Source organism: Clostridium vitabionis (assembly GCF_015351765.1).
In the GTDB taxonomy this organism is placed as follows: Bacteria; Bacillota; Clostridia; order Lachnospirales; family Lachnospiraceae; genus Clostridium_R; species Clostridium_R vitabionis.
The window spans coordinates 222,592-240,858 of the sequence record NZ_JADKQA010000002.1 but is presented as its reverse complement, the minus strand read 5'-3'; the positions used below and the strand labels follow the sequence as shown (position 1 = coordinate 240,858).

The window sequence follows — 18,267 nt, the reverse complement described above, 5'->3', positions numbered from 1 at the left end:
TTTTGCGATATGGTATATAGTATCGCTATACATAGTTTTAAATACTATATTATGAGTTCAGAGAGGAGATATCCTGTGGAAAATCACCTTCTTTTTATTAAAGATCCGGGCAGCGCCCTGACCCACTTCATTGCCATGATTGGAACCGCCGTAGCCTCCGTGCCCCTGCTGGTCCGCGCGTCAGGAGCCGGCGGGGCAGCCATCCGCGCCCTCGGCATCTTCGCGCTCAGCATGTTCCTCCTCTACACAGCCAGCACCGTATACCACACCTTTGACCTTTCGGAAAAAACCAACCGGCTGCTCAGAAAAATCGACCACATGATGATCTATGTCCTGATTGCCGGGAGCTACACGCCAGTCTGCGCGGTTATCCTCGGGGATGCCTCCGGTTTTCGCCTGCTCGCCGCCGTCTGGACCATCGCTGCCGTTGGGATCCTGCTGAACCTGTTCTGGATCGACTGCCCGAAATGGCTCTCCTCCGCCATCTACATCGCGATGGGCTGGCTCTGCCTGACTGCAATCCGCTCCATCCTCGCCCGTCTCACCCCCGGCGCCTTCGGCTGGCTTCTCGCCGGCGGGCTGATCTATACCGCAGGCGGTGTAATCTACGCGCTGAAGCTTCCGCTTTTTAATAAAAAGCACCCGTTCTTCGGCAGCCATGAGATCTTCCATGTCTTTGTGATGGGCGGAAGCCTCTGCCATTTCGTGATGATGTACCGCTATGTTGCCTGAAAAAATCTTACGGGAAAGGACGGCATAGCCCAAAGCGGGGATGTTCGCAGCAATCCGCTTGCGGACTGTTTTGCGGACATCCCCGTCATGTAGATTTCTGCGCGGATCCGATTTTTAAGTAACCGGGCGAGAATTCTCGGCTATTTATAGCCGAGATAAAAGCCCGTGATTTTATAGTACCGAACACACTATATGTATTACGGAAAAATGCAGTATATTGTTGAGTATTTGCAACTTTTGATATATACTATATGTATGGATAACAAATACACTCACGCACGAACATGCGTATACAACATCAATTATCATATAGTATGGTGCGTAAAGTACCGCAGGAAAGTCCTTAAACCTGAGATAGCCAACAGGTTATATGAACTCCTAAAGGCTATCGGCAATGAAAAGGGGTTTACTGTCGTAGACTGTAAAGTAGGTGAGAGTGACCATGTGCATTGTTTTGTATCTGCTCCACCTAAGATATCTGTGACACAGATAGTAAAGTATCTCAAAGGCATTTCGGGCAATACATTGTTCAAAGAATATCCCGATTTGCGTAAATATTTATGGAAGGGACAACTTTGGAACGGCTCATACTTCTGCGAAACTATAGGCTCTACATCAGAAGAAAACATTCTAAAGTATATTGAAAGGCAAAAGAACTGTCAGTTATGAATAAAGCAATCAAATACAGAGTGCATCCCACAACTGAACAATCTGTTATGTTTGCTAAGACCTTTGGCTGTTGTCGTAAGGTCTATAATCTTATGCTTTCCGATAAAATTGACGGCTACAAAGCTACGGGCAAATTTCCTACTGTTACGCCTGCCAAATATAAGAACGATTATCCTTATCTTAGGGAAGTGGATAGTCTTGCTCTTGCCAATAAGCAAATGGATTTACAGGAAGCGTTCCGCAATACATTTAGCAAATCCCGCAAAAAGAAAAATGGTTTTCCTAAATTCAAATCCGCAAAGCATAGCCGTAAGTCCTATACTACGAACAATCAACATGGGACAGTTGCCATTATAGACAACAAATATATCAAGCTTCCTAAGATTGGCAAAGTAAAAGCCGTCATCCATCGCATTCCTGATAGCGATTGGATTGTAAAATCAGCTACGGTATCACAGGAATCAGATGGCAAATATTATATCTCCGTACTCTTTGAGTTTGAGAATATCGTAAGTCCTTACGTGGCTGATAAAAATAATGCTGTCGGATTAGATTATGCTTCTAATGGCTTGTATGTGGACAGTAACGGTAACGTAGGAACAAATCACAAATACTATCGTGAAAGCCATGACAAACTTGCCAAGGCACAACGTAGGTTGTCACGTATGCAAGGCTCTAAAAAGCATGAAATCAAATCCAATAATTATATAAAACAACTTCGCAAAGTGAATAAGATACATAGACATATCGCTAACCAGAGATTAGATAACCTGCATAAAATATCTACGAAGATAGCCAATTCGTATGATGTTGTTTGCGTGGAATCCTTAAACATGAGGTCTATGGCAAATCATGGCTTCGGTAATGGCAAAGCTACTCTTGATAACGGTTACGGTATGTTCCTGTCTATGCTTGAATACAAGCTATCAGAAAGAAACAAATATCTTGTAAAAGTAGATAAGTGGTTTCCGTCATCACAAATATGTCATTGTTGTGGAAAGATACATCCCGAGATGAAAAATCTCACAATTCGCACAATGAAATGTGATTGTGGTCTTACGATGAATCGTGACCAGAATGCCGCTATCAATATCTTACGTGAGGGATTACGACTACTGACTAAAGTAGCCTAAAACTAAATATTACAGTAGGGATGGAATAGCCCAAACTCATACGCCTGTGGACACTGTGTAAGACGAGCCGTTACGTATCATCGTAGCCAGCGCAGTAGTGGTTGAAGCAGGAAGCTCGGTTACTTGTAACCGAGTAGTTCACAAGAGATCCAGCATATTGTCGAGATAGATTTTTTCCCGCACCTTCAGCCGGCATTCCGGCCTGACCAGGTAATAGAGCAGAAATTCCAGCACCAGCGCGCTTCCGAGGCTTCTGCCTTCAATCTTAAAATTGGAAAAATGCATCGGCAGGTATTTCCCTGTGATCTCCCCGGTTCCGATAAATCCGGGATTCTCCATCGCCCGCGAAAAAACATACCCTTCCGCGGCGTGCGGCGCCCGGCAGCGGAATTCCGGGCCGTCCAGCCCGAGGTTTTTCCGGCTCACCGCCTCATAGCACGCCTTCCGGTCCGTGCAGCCGAAAAAACAGCCCTCGTTGCAGAGGAATTCCACCTTATCCTTCTCCTCCGGGCAAAGCTCCGCCAGCTCCGTCCAGGATTTGTTCAGACGGAAATCCGGCACGACATAGCGGAATTCCGGACGCCCCAGCTCCCGGCGGAAATCCCTGAAATCGGTCAGCACCTTCGTCGTGGAAGAGATAAAGCAGAGGCGCGGGTACTTCTGCCGGAGATAGGCGAGCAGAAGATCCGAGTGGACGATGACGCCATTCTCCGTCCCGGCGCCGGCATTTTCCTCCAATAGGGCGCAGAGCGCGTTGCACCTCCGGTCGGCGAGATGTTCCCGTCCGAGAAGAGAATTGCTGAACGTCAGTCTTGCGGAAATGCCGTATTCGCGCATAAGCGCCATCACTTCACCGGGATCGCCGTCCCCATAACCGGCACGGCCGCCTCCCCAGAGACAGTCCGCCGGAGCCCCGTAGATGGATCCGATCTCGCACCAGGTATAGAAATACTCGCGATGTTCCCGGTAAAGCGGCAGAAACCGCCTGTACAATTCGTAAAATTCAAACAATCCCGGCAAATGGTAGCGGGCCTTCATCCTTCTGTCTGTCACCTGCATTTCCCCTTCAATGGGTCGGCAACGGTATCCGCTCAGGCCATTTTCTTCTCTCCTGCCCACGCTTCCGCCGCCCGGTCGATCGCCCGCATCTCCTCCTCGCTGAGGGCAAGATCAAGGCTCCTGCAGTTCTCGATCACGCGGGACGCCTTCTGGGTTCCGAAGATCACCGTGGACAGGAAGCGCTTCCTCGCCGTCCAGCAGAGGATAATGTCCGAGAGCGCCGCCCCGCCGTGATTCGCGGAGATTTCGTCCAGAACCTTCACCACCTTCATCGCCCTGGAGAACAGCGGCTCCTGATAATAGTCATAGAAACGGCTCCGGTTGTCCATCTTTCCGTATGTCCGCGCCTCCCGGTAGCGCCCGGTCAGGATCCCGCCGGCAAGCGGCCCGTAGCCCATCGTGCCGAGACCCTGGTCACGGACACCCCAGTCGAGAATGGAGACGTTGTCCTCCACCAGGGCGGAGAACTGCATCTGCAGGGCATCGATCTTCGCGTACGTCATCGCCTTCTCGCACTGCTCCCGGCTGTGGTTCGAGAGGCCGAGGAAGCGGACCTTGCCCGACCTCCGAATCTCCTCCATCGTCTCCAGGGCTTCCTGCTCCGCGGCGTCGCCGTCCTTCGCCGGCCAGTGGAGAAAATACACATCGATATAATCTGTCCGGAGGTTTTTGAGCGAACGGTCGATCTGCTTGAGAAGATAGTCCCGCTTCGCGATCTGCACATACTGGCCATCGATCAGGTCATTACCGCACTTGGTGGAAATGATCACGTTCTTCCTCTCCCCGGTCTCGGCGAGGACATCCCCCAGAAGCCGCTCCGCCGCACCCGCATTGTACGCCGGCGCTGTGTCGAAGAAATTAATGCCCTGCCGGAGCGCCTCGCGGATCGCGTCCTTCCGCACATCGTCCGGATTCGCATCCCAGCCGTAGCCGCCAATTCCCCAGGTTCCGAGGCAGAGCCGCGAAACCTTAAGCCCTGTTTTGCCAAATTCTGTGTACTCCATCCTATCCTCCTTGTCCGAAATCCGCTTTCCGGCAGTTCGGGCCGCTTGCCCCGCCGTCCGGCCGGCGAAAAACTCCCACCGTAAACTGCCGCGCTGCCAGCTTTCCCGCCGCGCCGGCCGCTTATCTCGCCGCGCCTTCCGGCGGGATCACCATATTTCTCAGCTTCTGCACGGTAATGTACCCCTGGGAGAGCGCCCAGAGATCCGTTCCTTCCTCCCACTTTGCGCTATAAAACTCCTCGATCGTAAGACGACGGGAGCCGTCCGGCTCATCGGCCAGCCGGTAACGGACCGGTTTTCTCTCCTCTCTCGGCGTCGGCGGAACATCATCCATCACACCGCGCACATTTTCCGGCGCGCAGCCCGGAAAATTCACGCTGAAAATCTCATTCTTCGCGACCCGGGTCTCCAGAAGCCTCTCTGTAATAGAATCAAAATACTTTTCCGGCACCCGGTAATCGTGAACCTTGTCCAGCGAGTACGCGATCGCAGGGATTCCCTGGACGAGCGCCTCCATGCAGGCGCCCACGGTGCCCGAGTAGAGAATGTCGATGCCCGCGTTGTACCCGAAATTGATGCCGGAGAAGACCAGGTCCGGCCGAAAGCCGAGGATCGCGTTGATGCCGTGCTTCACACAGTCCGCCGGCGTGCCGTCCAGCGACCAGGCCTTCACGTCCGCGACCGGGAAAGAAACCTCCCGCACATGGAAATCGCTGTGAATGATAATGCGCTGTGACATCGCCGAATTCTGCTCTGCCGGGGCAACCACATAGACCTCGCCGAACCGCTTCGCGAGGCTGGCGAGAACCGCGATCCCCTCCGCCGCTATTCCGTCATCGTTGACAACCAATATTTTCCTCAAAGTATCCTCCTTGCTGTCATCAAATCATGTCCTCTCTGCTGTCATCCAAAAAGCTGGGCAAGCACAATCGCCGCAAACATCATCCCCGCGCCCGCCATCTCCTGCCCCGTCATCGTCTGCCCGAGCAGCAGCCAGCCGGCGAGCGCGCTGAACACGCTCTCAAGGCACATGGCCAGGCTGGCTACCGTGGGGTCGAGCCCCCTCTGGGCGACAATCTGCAGCGTATAGCCGACCGCGCTGCTGATGAGCCCCGCATAGAGAATCGACGGCAGGGCGGCCATCAGGGAAGATCCCCGGAACGACTCAAAAAGCAGCGCACAGACCGTGGAAATCAGCGCCGTCGCGATAAACTGCCCCTGCGCGAGGCGGACGCCGTCCACCCGCTGCACGAAATGCGACACGGTGAGAATCTGAAAGGAGAAGATCAGCGCGCAGAGCAGCGTCAGCGAATCGCCGAGCGCGAGCTTCTCGCCGCCGTGCATACAGAGCAGATAGAGGCCGGCGACCGCCAGGATCACGCAGAGCCAGATCCTCCTGTCCTGCTTCTTCCCGAGCGCGGACAGCTCGATGGGGACAAGCACGCAGTAGAGCGCCGTGATAAAGCCCGACTTCGCCGTCGTCGTGTAGGCAATGCCCGCCTGCTGCGCCGCGCTGGCCGTGCAGAGCAGGGTACCGCACATGAGCGATCCGAGAAGCAGATCCCGCCGCTGTCCCGCAGTCTTCGGGGCAAAGGTCATCCCGTACACCCGGACCGCGCGCCTGTCGGCAAATGCGATCACCGGGACGAGTGCCGCCGCGGCAAGCCAGCTGCGAGCCGCCAGATAAGTAAACGGCCCGACATACTCCGCGCCGACAGACTGCGCGACAAAGGCCGCTCCCCAGACCATCGCCGTGACCAGGAGCATCAGGGTGTGCTGTACCTTCTGCGCCCGGGTCAGCTCCCGGGCAGTCATCCCCCCGGCCGTCCTCTCCCCGACAGTTCTCTCCTCAGACATAACCTTTTCCCTCCGTCCTCATATTCAGCTCCCCACAAAAACCTGCCATCCGAATAACATGCTCTCCGCGGATACTGCTGTCATGATTTTCTCCATTCAGATTCCACCAGCGCCTCTCTCTGCCGCCAGCCTTTTCTTTCTCTGATGGCGGAAATACAGCACTTCCATGACACAGGTTGCCATCCAGCCGACTGGATAGCCAAAGCCGACAGACACCGGCGTGTTGATGAAAAAGCGCGTGACGAGGAACAGGTAGGTCTGCCGCACAGCCACAAATCCGAGCAGCATGAGGATCATCGGCCCCCGTGAATCGCCGCGCCCGCGCAGGGAGCCCGCGAGAACCTGGTTCACGCAGTTAAACGCCGTAAAAAATACGATCGCCTTGAGGAAGCGCACGCCCGCCGCGATGACTTCCGGATCCGCGGAGAACAGCCGTGTCGCCTGCGGGCTGAAAACCCAGAGCAGGGCAGCAACAACAAGGGTGATTGCAAGGGTGATCCGGATACAGGTCCATGTCCCCTCGTCCGCCCGCCTCATCTTCCTCGCGCCGACATTCTGGCTGACAAAGGTCGTCGACGCCATCGCCATACTCTGCATCGGCAGCATGATAAACTGATCCAGCTTGTTGTAGCAGGTCCATCCGGCGATCACCACCGACCCGAAATAATTGATATACGACTGGACAAACACATTGGAAAATGACGTGATGATCGACTGGATTCCCGCGGGAAGGCCGATGGCAAAGATTTTCCTGAGGATTCCCCAGTCAATCCGCATATCCCGGAACGAAAACCGGTAGACATCCTTCGTCCGCAAGAGCACAAGCAGGACCATCGCCGACGAGATAAACTGGGATAGGATCGTCGCCCAGGCGACCCCCGCGATTCCCATGTGAAAGGAGATGACAAACAGGATATCGAGGAAAATATTGAGCAGGCTGGTCAGGATCAGGAAGTACAGCGGCCTCGTGGTATCGCCGACCGCCCTGAGGATGCCGGCGCCCATATTATAAATAAGAAGGCCGGTGACCCCGAGAAAATAGATGCGAAGATAGGTTTCGGCATCGCCGAGGACATCGTCCGGCGTCGCCATGAGCCGCAGCATCACCCCCGCGCCCAGCGTCCCCGCCAGGGTAAAGATCAGGCAGGCAGCTAGCGTCGCCGCCATGGTCGTCTCGATCGCATCGTGAAGCCGCTCAAAATTCTTTCCGCCAAAATAGTTGGCGATCACGACACCTGCCCCGGTGGCAAAGCCGTTAAAAAAGAAAATCGCCATGTAGGTAATCATCGTTGTCGCGCCAACCGCGGCAAGCGCCTCCGTGCCCACGAAATTGCCCACCACGATAGAATCCGCGGTATTGTACAGCATCTGGAAAACATTGCCGAACATAAGCGGCAGGGCAAATTCAATAATCTGCAGGGCGATCGGCCCCTCCGTGATGTTTTTTGTTGTACTTTTTGCCATCTGCCCGTCCTTTCCCACCATGTTCCCAGCTTTCTTCCCGGCTCTGCCCGGCACAGCCTCCCGTCTGCCGCAGCCTCCGCGGCAGACAGCTGCGCCCGGCAGCCCCCGCGGCAGCGCGGCAGCCGTGCCCGTCCGCTTGGCGCCGCGGATACAAAAAGAAATATACCATGTTTCCCGGAGAAATGCCACGGACTTGCCGCACAGCCATCCGGAAACCCCATGGATCTGCCGGGATATGCCCAGCCTGCAGCCGACAGCCGCGTGGAAACCGTGTTTCCGCGCCAAAAAGCTCTTGCGAAGCGCGGGAATCTTCCCTATAATAATAGTTTGCGTTACCAATTGGGCTGCGGCTCCAGAAATTGTCTTCAGTAAAGGAACATTCATGGAAAACAACGTTTCAAACGAGCGAAAAGAAAACCGCATGGGAACCATGCCGGTCAAGGAACTGGTCATCTCCATGTCCCTGCCGATGATGATCTCCATGCTGGTACAGGCACTCTACAACATCGTGGACAGCATTTTCGTCGCGCAGATCGGGGAACAGGCTCTGACCGCGGTCACTCTGGCCTTCCCGCTCCAGAACCTCATGATCGCCCTGGCCTCCGGAACCGGTGTCGGCATCAATGCCCTGCTCTCCACCTCCCTCGGGGAGCGGCGCTTCGCCCGGGCAAATGATGCCGCGAACAACGGCATTTTCCTCGCCATCATGAACTGGCTGGTCTTCGTCCTGATCGGCATCTTCGGCGCCCAGGCCTTCATCGCCTCCCAGACCGGCGATGCCGTCATCGTCAACTACGGCACGGAATATATCCGCATCTGCTCCCTGCTGTCCATCGGCGTATTTTTCCAGATCACCTTCGAACGGCTCCTCCAGGCAACCGGGCGAACCATCTACAGCATGGCCTCCCAGATCACCGGCGCCGTCATCAACATTATCTTTGACCCGATCATGATCTTCGGCCTCTTCGGCTTCCCGAAGCTCGGCGTCCCCGGAGCCGCCTATGCGACGGTACTTGGCCAGTGCGTGGCGTCAGTCATCGGGCTCACACTGAATCTTAAGAAAAATGCGGACATCATGCTCTCCCTCCGTTCTGTCTTCCACCCGAAACGCGAAGTGATCGGCCGCATCTACTACGTTGGCGTGCCATCCATCCTGATGATGGCCATCGGCTCTGTCATGACCTACGGCATGAACCAGATTCTCGGCACCTTCACGGCAGTCGCCACCACCGCGGTCGCCGTTTTCGGCGTATATTTCAAGCTCCAGAGCTTTTTCTTCATGCCGGTATTCGGCCTGAACAACGGGATTATCCCGGTCATCGCCTACAATTACGGTGCCCGGAAGAAGCCCAGAATCCGCGAGACACTGAAATTTTCCCTGATGCTGGCCGTCCTGGTCATGCTGATCGGCACCCTGATCTTCCACCTGTTCCCGGACGCACTCCTCGGAATGTTCAACGCCTCCCCGGACATGATCCGCATCGGCAGGCCCGCGCTCCGCATTATCAGCCTCTCCTTCCCGCTGGCGGCGGCGAGCATCGTGATGGGTTCCGTTTTCCAGGCATTTTCCCAGAGCTGGTACTCACTGATCGTCTCCGTCGGGCGCCAGCTGGTGGTCCTCCTGCCCGTTGCCTGGCTGATCTCCCGCCTCGGCGACGTCACGATGGTCTGGTTTGCCTTCCTCATTGCCGAGATTGTCTCCTTTATCCTGTCGATCACCTTCTTCCGTAAGGTTTACCGGGAAGAAAAGATCGGGGAGGACTGATCCCGGGAGAAGACTGAGGACAGCCGAAATCCCGGAAGAGCGTCTGCCCGGAACCCGAGGATGGCCAACCGGTCAAAGAAACGCAATATACCAGACTGGGCTGCCCCCGATTCATGAAAGCATGAACCGGGGGCAGCCCCATTTTGATCCGGCCTCCCATCCCCCCTTATACCGCCCTCCTCTGGAAAACAGCATTCAGCAGATACGAGGAAAGGAAGATTGCGGCACCAACCCAGAAAAAGAAAAATCCGCTCAGAAAGTAAAACAGGACAAAAGACCCGGCAATGATTCCCATCAGAATCAGCGTAGCCGGCAGGTTCTGGAAGGCAAAGGCCGGAGCGTCATGAAGGATCTTTTTTACCGGATGCCCGAAGGTCACCAGAAGCCCCATCGCATACATCACGATGCTGAGAAACAGCACCGCCATCACAAGAAGAAAAACCAGAAGAGCAAGCCCCCCGCATTTTCCCTGGGCGCTCTGCCCGAAGCGGACCGCCGCCGCGAAATCCACAGTAAAGAACAGGATGCCCAGTGCGGCGAAAAAGCCAAGGATGGTTCCCTTCTTCCAGTGCCTTTTCAGCGCGGCAAAATATCCGTGAAAAAGCATATCTTCCTGATCCCGGACTGCCTTCATCGTAAAATCATAGAATGCCGCCGTGGACGCGCCGAGCGTAACGATCGGAAGGCTCGTGACCAGCCATAAAATCGAAAGCATCGTTGCGTCAGCCAGCTTGCCAACAAAATTCCAAAAGGCATTTTCTGGATTAAAAAACTGGCGCATGCTATAATTACCTCCATAGATGACGGAAAAAGGAGCCTGTATGATGCAATTTCCTGATAAATTCACCCGCTGGTATCGGTCAGAACGCCAAAAGCTCTCGAAAATGAGCGCGCGCCAGAAGATCAGCTATATTCTTTACTATTATAAATTCCATTTTCTGGCTCTATTTCTGGTCTTTGGCATCTTCCTTCTGGGGATGCAGGCATGGCAGAACAGCCGGAAAACTGTTCTGCTGGACGGCCTCATCACCAATGACGATTTTAACCGCTTCCCCGCGCAGGAGATCGCCAGGGAATACGGGGATTTCATCGGAAGGCGGAAAGGAGAAATCATCCTCCTCGACGACGGGCTGTATATCGACGAGAACGGTCAGGCTGCAGAGATCGCATCGGCTAGCCGCGGCAAAATCATCGCCGAGATCACAACCCACAGCCTGGACTTTACCATCACCGAAAAATCCGTGCTTGATGAGTTTCATGGCCAGCTTCCGATGATGTCCCTCGATCGGATCCTTCCAGGGGATACCTTTGAAGCGCTTAAGCCCGATATGCTCTCCGAGACACAGGACGACGGCTCTTGCTGCTACTATGCGCTTTCCATGAGGAATTCCCGCTTTCTGCGGGATGCCGGAGGCGTCCCCAAGGAATACTATCTGTTCGCACCCCTATATGCCCCGCACGCCGGGGAACTCGCCCGCTTCATCGAATGGGCATTTTCCCCGGTCAATTCATGATCGCCAGTTCAGTCTCCTTGTCAAAAAGATGAATCTTCTTGTTGTTCATCGCGACTGTGATTGTATCGCCCCGATGCGCCGAGGCAAATGGGGCAACCCTTGCCATGAGATTGGTGCCCTGGTAAAGCATATAGAGATATGTCTCCGCGCCCATCATCTCCGACAATTCCACCTGTGCCTGGAACCTGGCATTGCTGTGCCGCTCCAGGAATTCCTCATCATTCTTGATGTCCTCCGGGCGGATGCCCAGAACCACGGTTTTCCCCTCATGATCCTTTAATCCGGCACATGCCTTTGTCTTCTCGGGATCCAGGGGGATCACTGTCCCGCCGAGATTGACTGACCACTGTTCTCCGCTTCTCTCGAGGACGCCATCCAGGAAATTGATCTGCGGGCTTCCGATGAACCCGGCGACAAAGAGATTGCATGGTTTGTCATACAGGTTCTGCGGGGTATCCACCTGCTGGATCATCCCGTCCTTCATCACGACAATCCGGTCTCCCATCGTCATCGCTTCGGTCTGGTCATGGGTGACATAGACGAAGGTGGTCTTAAGGCGCTTGTGCAGCTTGATAATCTCCGTCCTCATGCTGGTCCGGAGTTTTGCGTCCAGGTTGCTGAGCGGCTCATCCAGAAGAAAGACCGCCGGATTCCTGACCATGGCACGCCCCAGGGCAACACGCTGTCTCTGACCGCCGGATAGTGCCTTCGGCTTCCGGTCGAGATACTGCTCGATCTGCAGCACCTTTGCCGCCTCCCGGACTCTCCGGTCGATCTCATCCCGGGGAACCTTCCGGAGCTCCAGGCCGAAGGCCATATTTTTGTAAACCGTCATGTGCGGATACAGCGCGTAATTCTGGAAAACCATCGCGATATCCCGGTCTTTCGGCGAAACGTCATTGATCAGGCGGTCGCCGATGTACATTTCCCCCTGGGTAATCTCCTCAAGGCCGGCGATCATCCGGAGCGTTGTGGATTTACCGCAGCCGGACGGGCCGACGAAGACAACAAACTCCCTGTCGGCAATATCGAGATTGAAATCCCGGACAGCGGTCACATTGCCCGAGTAAACCTTATAGATATGTTTGCAGCTGATGCTTGCCATATTCCCCTCCATAAAATGTTCAAAAGTCATACCTACTCCAGCTTCATCCGCCAGAGCTGGTCTGTCCTGTCCCTGCCGTCATCGTACCGCATGGCGCCGGATTCAAAATTCACCTGGACGATCCCGCCCGGCAATGCAGCGACGGCCTCTGTCATCGGCGGCGCGGTGATGTTTTCCAGAAGCAGCCGGCTGTCCAGGACATAGCCCTCAACCTTCGCGCTTCCAACGGAAAATGCCGTCTTCTGCCCTTCTTTTTCCGGTGGCGCGTAGTGCAGCAGCGCGGAAGGATTTTTCCTCCCGTAGGACTGGCTGAGCAGGATGGAATGATCCGGCAGGACAGTCATCCCCTGAATCCGGTCTGTCGCTGCCAGCACGACATCCGGAACCGGATAACCGTCCGGCCCCGTTTCCCGCATACGGGCGCTTCCCTGGGAGGACAGGTCATATCCCAAAATATATGTCCCCATCTCTTCCCCGTCAGAAGGTGTCGTTTCCTTCATGATTCCGCCCAGATCATACCCGGCGTCCGGATAGTAAAAATTCCCTGCCCACAGATATCCCTCCGAATAGTTCAGGAAAGAAGGCGATACCGGAAGGGTTATGCTTCCAGAGAGTTCCAGGTTCCGGCTTCCAGCTTCGGTAAAATCCCCCAGGGAAAATGGGACGATGCTGAAGCCGCCGTCATGATCCAGCTGGTCGGAAAGATACAGCGTGTCCTCCGCCACCGCCAGGCCACCGACATGTCCGGAAAAGGCTTCTCCATTCTGGCGGTACAGAAACCGCTCCCCGGAGAACTGCCCATCCGCACTGAGTACCGTGACTGCCGATGGAAGATTATCTCCGGCATAACTCGAGATGAAAGTCTTCCCACTGGACTGGTCAACGCCCATTCCCTGCGGTGTCATCCCCTCCTTCAATCCGGGAATCGTAGCAAATGGTTCTGCCTTGGCAAAAAACTCCGGGTATGCCACCTTTTCCCGATCAATCTCCCGGTAAACTGTCCGGCTCTGAGACAGGCGCAGTGCGGAAGAACTCTCCGCCGGGGCTGCATCTCCCGAACCAGTGCCTCCCATGCTCTCTGCCGGAGCCAGGCGGGTACCTGCATAGCTCCCTGCCGAAGCCGGTGCCCGCCCGCAGGCGATGAGCCCGGAGACCAGAATGAGCGACAAGATCATTTTCCGCATCGCACTTCCTCCCTCGGGCTTTCCGTCACAGCCCGAGCTCTGTCCTGGTAAATGCCCTGGTGTGCGCCTGATGGCCATACCGGTCCATTACGATAATATACGCATAGGGAGTTTCCTGCTCCGGCAGGTCAAAATCCGCTGAGGTGATATCTGATCCGTCCGGCCGGTACGCATTCTGGCACCGCTTCATGCTGCGCACAAGCAGGATTCTCTGCGCCGGGGAACATTCCACATGGACATGGCCGCCATTCATAGCCAGCACCCGGATACTCGGGCCTGTCGAGGCGTAAAAATCCCCATTTTCCAGCGCGTGAATCACCGAAGCATAGGATAAATCCTTTGCCAGAACCTGCGTCCAGGCGCCGAAGGAATCCGAGAGCAGGTCGTCCAGCGGCTTTTTGTTATGATTGTCATCAGCGCCATGACAGTAGATCATGGAACCATTCCGAAGATAAGCATCATAGAGCCCTGTATTGAGCTCCCCGCCGTTGATGCACCAGGATCCCGTATTATAGATCTCCAGGCTGTAGCACCCCTTGAGGCCAAGCAGCATACTTTCTGATTCCTGCGACCACACCGGGTGGTTCATGGAGACCAGATAACCTGCCTCATTGGCTGTCCGGATAAATTCCTGCAGGTACTCCCTGTTGTACCGCCGGATTCCCGCTCCGGCCTGCGGAAGCTTCTCCGCCGCTTCATGCGGGAGATATTTGCAGAACTTGGCATCATAGCCGATATAGGTGACATTCGCCGGATCCTTGGCGATCAGGTTCAGGTGAATTTCCGGGCGGAAGGGATCAAACCGGCAGAGGGAATCGCTGCGGATATACGCCTCATACCCGGTAATCATCTGGAATCCCGGCCGGTTCAGATCCTGATGGGCTGCCGGCGCTTCGTGATCAGTGATCGCCAGGATGGAATAACCGTGTTCCCGGTAAATATCCGCCATCTCCTCCGGGGTGAGTGTCCCGTCGGAAATATTGCTGTGGCTGTGCAGATTTGCCTTATACTGCCTGGTTGTTTCGGTAATATACTCCATGAAACTTCTTTCCTTCTTCCTGTTTCCTATTTCCTGCACGCATGTTATTTCATCGCGGCCTTGGAATATCCCGTCATCATATATTTCTGGAAAATGAAGAACAGGATCACCACCGGCAGGATGGCGAGAACCGCGCCGGCCATGATCTGATGATAATTCGATACCGTCTGCCCGGCATACGTATTCTTGAGATAGGCGAGGCCGACCGTCAGCACCCGGCGGACTTCATTTCCGGCAATAATTTTCGGCCAGAAATACGCGTTCCACCCATTGGTAAAGGTCACCAGGGTGATCGTGTAGATGCTCGCCTTGGACATCGGCACCAGGACATGCAGGATGCAGCCGAGCCGTCCCAGCCCGTCAATTTTCCCGGCATCAAGATAACTCTGGTCGATGGACAGGAAACTGTTTCTCAGCATGAAGATATAGTAGGCAGAGACCGCTTCCGGGAGGATCAGTCCCAGATAAGTATCGTTCAGGTGCCATGCAGAACACATAATGTAAATCGGGATAAAGGTCACCTGAAGCGGGATCATCAGCGCCCCGAGAACAATATAGAAGAAAAAGTCCCTTCCCTTAAAACTCCCCCTGGCGAAGCCATAGGCCGCCAGAACACCGGTAACGACCTGGGAAATCAGAATCCCCGCCGTCATGACGATGGTATTCCAGTAATACTTCAGAAAATTGGCCTTCTGAAGGACATACAGGTAATTTTCCGGATGAAAGGAATGCGGGAAAAGCGTCGGAAACGGCAGCTGCACTTCCTCGGCAGACTTAATTGAGGTGGTGATCATCCAGTACAGCGGGAAAACCATGACCAGCGTCACGAGCACCGCGACAATGCCCTGGAGCCACCACAATGCCGTCTTTTTCTTTTTATGCTTCTTGACAACAAACTGCTTTCCGTCTGTGTCCACGGCAATTTCCTTTTTCGCCATAAACCTGTCCTTTCCAGATAAAAACTTCAAGGCAACTGTTCAGAACCTCTGTTCCATAATATGTGCTGAACAGTTATCGATCAAGAATCATACGTGATGTGCCCTTTGCTGACCTTCATCGTCACGACAGTGATCACGAGAAGGATCAGGAAGAACATAACCGCGGCGGTAGAAGCGCGATCCATGCGGAAATCAACCATCGCGTAGCGGTAAATCAGGTAGACAAACACCTCGGTTGCCCGGTCCGGGCCTCCGGATGTCAGGATATCTACCGACTGGAAAACCTTCATGGACGAGAGGAATGTCGTGACAAAGAGAAACAGCGTCGTCGGTCCCAGGAGCGGAAGCGTGATCTTAAAAAACTGCTGGCGCCCATTTGCCCCATCCAGGGAAGATGCCTCATAATAATCCTTGGAAATACCGGCCATCGCCGCCAGATAGATCATCATGCCGTAGCCGATGCAGCGCCATCCGGTGAGCATCAGGACAGAGGGCAGCGCCGTCGATTTCTGGTTCAGCCAGTCAACCGGGGAAATGCCGAGAAATCCGAGAAAATAGTTCAGGACACCGGATTCTGTATTGAGGATCCAAAGGAAGATCACGGCAGCGGAAGACATCGCCACATATTTCGGCATGAAGACGATCGCCCGCATCGCACTGAATGACTTGGTCATCCGGTTAAAAAGCAGGGCGAAGAGCATGCCGCCCACGATCGTGACCGTCAGCTCACCGATCGAGTACAGGAAGGTTACCTTCAGGGAATTCCAGAGATATTTGGAGCCGCTGCCCTGGAAGAGCCATTTCCAGTTCTTGAGCCCGACAAAATGCCAGGTATCGTTCAGCAGGTTCCAGTCCGTCAGGCTGATCTGGAAAAGCTTTACGATCGGGTAGTATACAAAAATGGCCAGCAGGATCAACGCCGGGACAATGCAGAGGAAATCCCCAAGCTTACCCCGGGTTCTGGGATTCCAGAAGGATTTTGATGAATTCCTGGTGGGTTTTCCATCTTGCGCGTTTTGAGTATTTTGCGTAATCTGTGTATTTTTCGTGTTTTGCGTATTCTTTATATTACTCGTGTTTTTTGTATCCTGGATATTTTGCCCGCTATGGATATCCGTGCCATCGGCGACATCCAAGATTTTTTTCTGAGTATCCGTCATATCCGCTTTCTCCTCGGCAGCCAGGGAAAAGAGATTTCAGAAAGAGCTTTCCAAGAAGAAAACTGCATACCTGCGAAACGGAAAATTCCAACAGGTATGCAGTCCCTCGAACTCAAATCCCTCTATTTCTTCTGCCTGAATACCTCAAATGAAATCTGCCTCATTGTGGGAAGTATCAGGATGCATGGTCTGCGAGAATTTCATTGATTTCATCCACCATATCATCCGACTGTTCCTTGGGATCCACATCCTGAGTCATGATCGTCACCATATAATTCTTCCATGTTGTCGCCAACTCAGACCATGCAGAGCTCTGGATTCTCGGCTTGATCAGGTCAAGGTTATCAAAGATGCTCTGGAAAGCCGGTTTTTCCTGAAGGAAAGCCTTTCCTTCATCTGTCGTCAGAACAGATTTCCGGGTCGGAATATATCCGGTGCTCTCCGCCCACTTCATGTTGACATCCTTGCCGCAGAGATACTGTAAGAATACCCATGCCGCATTCTTCGTCGCCTGGTCATTCTTGGAAGGAATCCCCAGAACGCAGCCACCGACTTCCGAATTCTTGCTGCCGTTCGAAGCTGCCGGATACCATGCCATGCCGACATTGAAACCGCACTTGTCCACATAATTGTTATAGAGTGACGAGGTATGCATGACCGCAAAAGCCTTCTGATCATAGAAGTCCTGACGCATATTGGCGGAGGCATCTGTGCCCTGGCGGTAATTCACATACCCCTTCTTGACCCAGTCCTGAATCTTGGAGGTCACCGCGACCGCCGCGTCACTGTTCAGGTCGCAGGTATTGTCATCACTGATGATCTTGACCCCATCATTCAGATACATCGTCTCGAAGTACCACTGATCCCATCCCGGGATCTCAAGGCCGTAAACGGAAGTTGATCCGTCTGCCCCCTTCTGCGTCGCCGCCTCCAGGAAGGCATCCATGTCATCCATGGAAGACGGAATCTCAATTCCCTTCTCCTTGGCCATATCCGCGTTGTAGTAGATCACCTGCGTAGAATGCAGGAACGGGAGGGAGACCTGCTTGCCGTCATACTGTGCGCTCTGCAGAAGACCTTCCGCGAAATCCGAGGTATCATACCCTGTCGCGGAAATATACGGATCCAGATTCTCAAATAACCCGTTCGCGCCATACTGGGCGACATAATCGGTGTTTGCGACCGCAAGTGCCGGAAGGCCGGTGCCCGCCGCATTGGCGGCGACCAGCGCCTCATTGATATCCTTGTACGCCCCCTTGTACTCCGCGGTTACATGGATTTTATCCTGGCTGTTGTTGAAATCATCGACAACCTGGTTGACCAGGTCGCTGTACTGATCCTCCAGGGCATGCCACCAGGTAATCTCGATCTTGTCCTTGACCGCGTATTTGTCCGGGTCTGCCGCCTCAGAAGCCGCTGCCGAGTCCTTGTCCGCTGCCGCGGCGCTCGTCTCTCCCGATTTTGCTGCTCCGCCGCCGGTCGAACCCGTGGAGCCCGAGCAGCCGGTTAGAAGCAGGGAAGACGCCATCAGCAGCGCGGCACCCTTCTCCAATTGTTTCCGTGTAATCTTTCTCATACGATCTCCTCCTTTTGGCGCCCGCATGGCAGCCGCCGAAATAATATCCTGGATTACGCCTCTCTTCG

General features: G+C 54.3%; 18 protein-coding genes. 6 read left to right on the top strand and 12 right to left on the bottom strand.

What is annotated here, in order from left to right; all coding sequences use genetic code 11:
* Window positions 1-75 precede the first annotated feature (75 nt).
* The 3 genes from trhA (at window position 76) to ISF27_RS05975 (ending at window position 2,534) form a co-directional block, all read left to right on the top strand.
* Window positions 76-732: a PAQR family membrane homeostasis protein TrhA gene (gene trhA / locus ISF27_RS05985; protein ID WP_328701531.1), complete on the top strand. Its 657-nt coding sequence runs from the start codon at window positions 76-78 to the stop codon at window positions 730-732.
* Window positions 733-924: 192 nt separating this feature from the next.
* A complete protein-coding gene (gene tnpA, locus ISF27_RS05980; RefSeq protein WP_328701530.1) occupies window positions 925-1,401 on the top strand; it encodes an IS200/IS605 family transposase in 477 nt (158 codons plus the stop codon).
* Window positions 1,398-2,534, top strand: coding sequence for an RNA-guided endonuclease TnpB family protein (locus tag ISF27_RS05975; protein WP_194610140.1), 1,137 nt, complete (start codon window positions 1,398-1,400; stop codon window positions 2,532-2,534). The genes tnpA and ISF27_RS05975 overlap by 4 nt, the downstream gene beginning before the upstream one ends.
* Before the next feature lie 138 nt (window positions 2,535-2,672).
* On the opposite strand, the gene ISF27_RS05970 is transcribed toward ISF27_RS05975, so the two are convergent.
* The 5 genes from ISF27_RS05970 to ISF27_RS05950 form a co-directional block, all read right to left on the bottom strand.
* The gene (locus ISF27_RS05970) at window positions 2,673-3,593 is read right to left on the bottom strand and encodes a hypothetical protein (RefSeq protein ID WP_407926058.1); all 921 of its coding nucleotides are present in this window, start codon (window positions 3,591-3,593) and stop codon (window positions 2,673-2,675) included.
* Window positions 3,594-3,625: 32 nt separating this feature from the next.
* The gene (locus ISF27_RS05965; protein WP_194610138.1) at window positions 3,626-4,597 is read right to left on the bottom strand and encodes an aldo/keto reductase; all 972 of its coding nucleotides are present in this window, start codon (window positions 4,595-4,597) and stop codon (window positions 3,626-3,628) included.
* Window positions 4,598-4,718: 121 nt separating this feature from the next.
* Window positions 4,719-5,459, bottom strand: a complete 741-nt coding sequence (surE, locus tag ISF27_RS05960) for a 5'/3'-nucleotidase SurE (RefSeq protein WP_194610136.1) — start codon at window positions 5,457-5,459, stop codon at window positions 4,719-4,721.
* A 41-nt stretch (window positions 5,460-5,500) separates the two neighbouring features.
* The gene (locus ISF27_RS05955; protein WP_235986049.1) at window positions 5,501-6,454 is read right to left on the bottom strand and encodes a DMT family transporter; all 954 of its coding nucleotides are present in this window, start codon (window positions 6,452-6,454) and stop codon (window positions 5,501-5,503) included.
* A gap of 96 nt (window positions 6,455-6,550) precedes the next feature.
* Complete coding sequence (locus ISF27_RS05950; RefSeq protein WP_235986048.1) at window positions 6,551-8,203, bottom strand: MATE family efflux transporter; 1,653 nt, start codon at window positions 8,201-8,203, stop codon at window positions 6,551-6,553.
* A gap of 97 nt (window positions 8,204-8,300) precedes the next feature.
* Between ISF27_RS05950 and ISF27_RS05945 the strand changes: the two genes are divergently transcribed.
* Window positions 8,301-9,683, top strand: coding sequence for an MATE family efflux transporter (locus tag ISF27_RS05945; protein WP_235986047.1), 1,383 nt, complete (start codon window positions 8,301-8,303; stop codon window positions 9,681-9,683).
* Between the two features lie 166 nt (window positions 9,684-9,849).
* Here the strand turns inward: ISF27_RS05945 and ISF27_RS05940 are convergent, their stop codons facing one another.
* Window positions 9,850-10,398 carry a YesL family protein gene (locus ISF27_RS05940; RefSeq protein WP_194610134.1) on the bottom strand — a complete coding sequence of 183 codons (549 nt, stop codon included), beginning with the start codon at window positions 10,396-10,398 and terminating at the stop codon, window positions 9,850-9,852.
* Window positions 10,399-10,504: 106 nt separating this feature from the next.
* Here ISF27_RS05940 and ISF27_RS05935 point away from each other — a divergent pair, with 106 nt between their 5' ends.
* Window positions 10,505-11,197, top strand: a complete 693-nt coding sequence (locus tag ISF27_RS05935) for a hypothetical protein (protein WP_194610132.1) — start codon at window positions 10,505-10,507, stop codon at window positions 11,195-11,197.
* Here ISF27_RS05935 and ISF27_RS05930 read toward each other — a convergent pair.
* The 5 genes from ISF27_RS05930 to ISF27_RS05910 all read right to left on the bottom strand — a co-directional run bounded on the left by ISF27_RS05930 (window position 11,187) and on the right by ISF27_RS05910 (window position 16,380).
* Entirely contained in the window at window positions 11,187-12,302 is a 1,116-nt protein-coding gene (locus tag ISF27_RS05930) for an ABC transporter ATP-binding protein (RefSeq protein WP_194610130.1), read from the bottom strand. The two genes, ISF27_RS05935 and ISF27_RS05930, sit on opposite strands and share 11 nt — an antisense overlap.
* Window positions 12,303-12,334: 32 nt before the next feature.
* Complete coding sequence (locus tag ISF27_RS05925) at window positions 12,335-13,486, bottom strand: hypothetical protein (RefSeq protein WP_194610128.1); 1,152 nt, start codon at window positions 13,484-13,486, stop codon at window positions 12,335-12,337.
* A 25-nt stretch (window positions 13,487-13,511) separates the two neighbouring features.
* Window positions 13,512-14,525 carry a PHP domain-containing protein gene (locus tag ISF27_RS05920; protein WP_194610126.1) on the bottom strand — a complete coding sequence of 338 codons (1,014 nt, stop codon included), beginning with the start codon at window positions 14,523-14,525 and terminating at the stop codon, window positions 13,512-13,514.
* Between the two features lie 44 nt (window positions 14,526-14,569).
* Window positions 14,570-15,463: a carbohydrate ABC transporter permease gene (locus tag ISF27_RS05915; RefSeq protein WP_194610124.1), complete on the bottom strand. Its 894-nt coding sequence runs from the start codon at window positions 15,461-15,463 to the stop codon at window positions 14,570-14,572.
* Window positions 15,464-15,543: 80 nt separating this feature from the next.
* Window positions 15,544-16,380, bottom strand: coding sequence for a carbohydrate ABC transporter permease (locus ISF27_RS05910; RefSeq protein ID WP_235986046.1), 837 nt, complete (start codon window positions 16,378-16,380; stop codon window positions 15,544-15,546).
* A 135-nt stretch (window positions 16,381-16,515) separates the two neighbouring features.
* Here ISF27_RS05910 and ISF27_RS05905 point away from each other — a divergent pair, with 135 nt between their 5' ends.
* A complete protein-coding gene (locus ISF27_RS05905) occupies window positions 16,516-16,830 on the top strand; it encodes a hypothetical protein (RefSeq protein WP_194610612.1) in 315 nt (104 codons plus the stop codon).
* Here ISF27_RS05905 and ISF27_RS05900 read toward each other — a convergent pair.
* Window positions 16,799-18,199 carry an ABC transporter substrate-binding protein gene (locus ISF27_RS05900; protein WP_194610120.1) on the bottom strand — a complete coding sequence of 467 codons (1,401 nt, stop codon included), beginning with the start codon at window positions 18,197-18,199 and terminating at the stop codon, window positions 16,799-16,801. The genes ISF27_RS05905 and ISF27_RS05900 overlap by 32 nt on opposite strands.
* Window positions 18,200-18,267: the final 68 nt, after the last annotated feature.

Bases quoted from the DNA above. Each gene is read 5' to 3' on its own strand.
- tnpA (WP_328701530.1), top strand. From the start codon at position 925: ATGTATTACGGAAAAATGCAGTATATTGTTGAGTATTTGCAACTTTTG.
- ISF27_RS05975 (WP_194610140.1), top strand. From the start codon at position 1,398: ATGAATAAAGCAATCAAATACAGAGTGCATCCCACAACTGAACAATCT.
- ISF27_RS05970 (WP_407926058.1), bottom strand. From the start codon at position 3,593: ATGCAGGTGACAGACAGAAGGATGAAGGCCCGCTACCATTTGCCGGGA.
- ISF27_RS05965 (WP_194610138.1), bottom strand. From the start codon at position 4,597: ATGGAGTACACAGAATTTGGCAAAACAGGGCTTAAGGTTTCGCGGCTC.
- ISF27_RS05955 (WP_235986049.1), bottom strand. From the start codon at position 6,454: ATGTCTGAGGAGAGAACTGTCGGGGAGAGGACGGCCGGGGGGATGACT.
- ISF27_RS05945 (WP_235986047.1), top strand. From the start codon at position 8,301: ATGGAAAACAACGTTTCAAACGAGCGAAAAGAAAACCGCATGGGAACC.
- ISF27_RS05940 (WP_194610134.1), bottom strand. From the start codon at position 10,398: ATGCTTTCGATTTTATGGCTGGTCACGAGCCTTCCGATCGTTACGCTC.
- ISF27_RS05935 (WP_194610132.1), top strand. From the start codon at position 10,505: ATGATGCAATTTCCTGATAAATTCACCCGCTGGTATCGGTCAGAACGC.
- ISF27_RS05930 (WP_194610130.1), bottom strand. From the start codon at position 12,302: ATGGCAAGCATCAGCTGCAAACATATCTATAAGGTTTACTCGGGCAAT.
- ISF27_RS05925 (WP_194610128.1), bottom strand. From the start codon at position 13,486: ATGCGGAAAATGATCTTGTCGCTCATTCTGGTCTCCGGGCTCATCGCC.
- ISF27_RS05920 (WP_194610126.1), bottom strand. From the start codon at position 14,525: ATGGAGTATATTACCGAAACAACCAGGCAGTATAAGGCAAATCTGCAC.
- ISF27_RS05915 (WP_194610124.1), bottom strand. From the start codon at position 15,463: ATGGCGAAAAAGGAAATTGCCGTGGACACAGACGGAAAGCAGTTTGTT.
- ISF27_RS05900 (WP_194610120.1), bottom strand. From the start codon at position 18,199: ATGAGAAAGATTACACGGAAACAATTGGAGAAGGGTGCCGCGCTGCTG.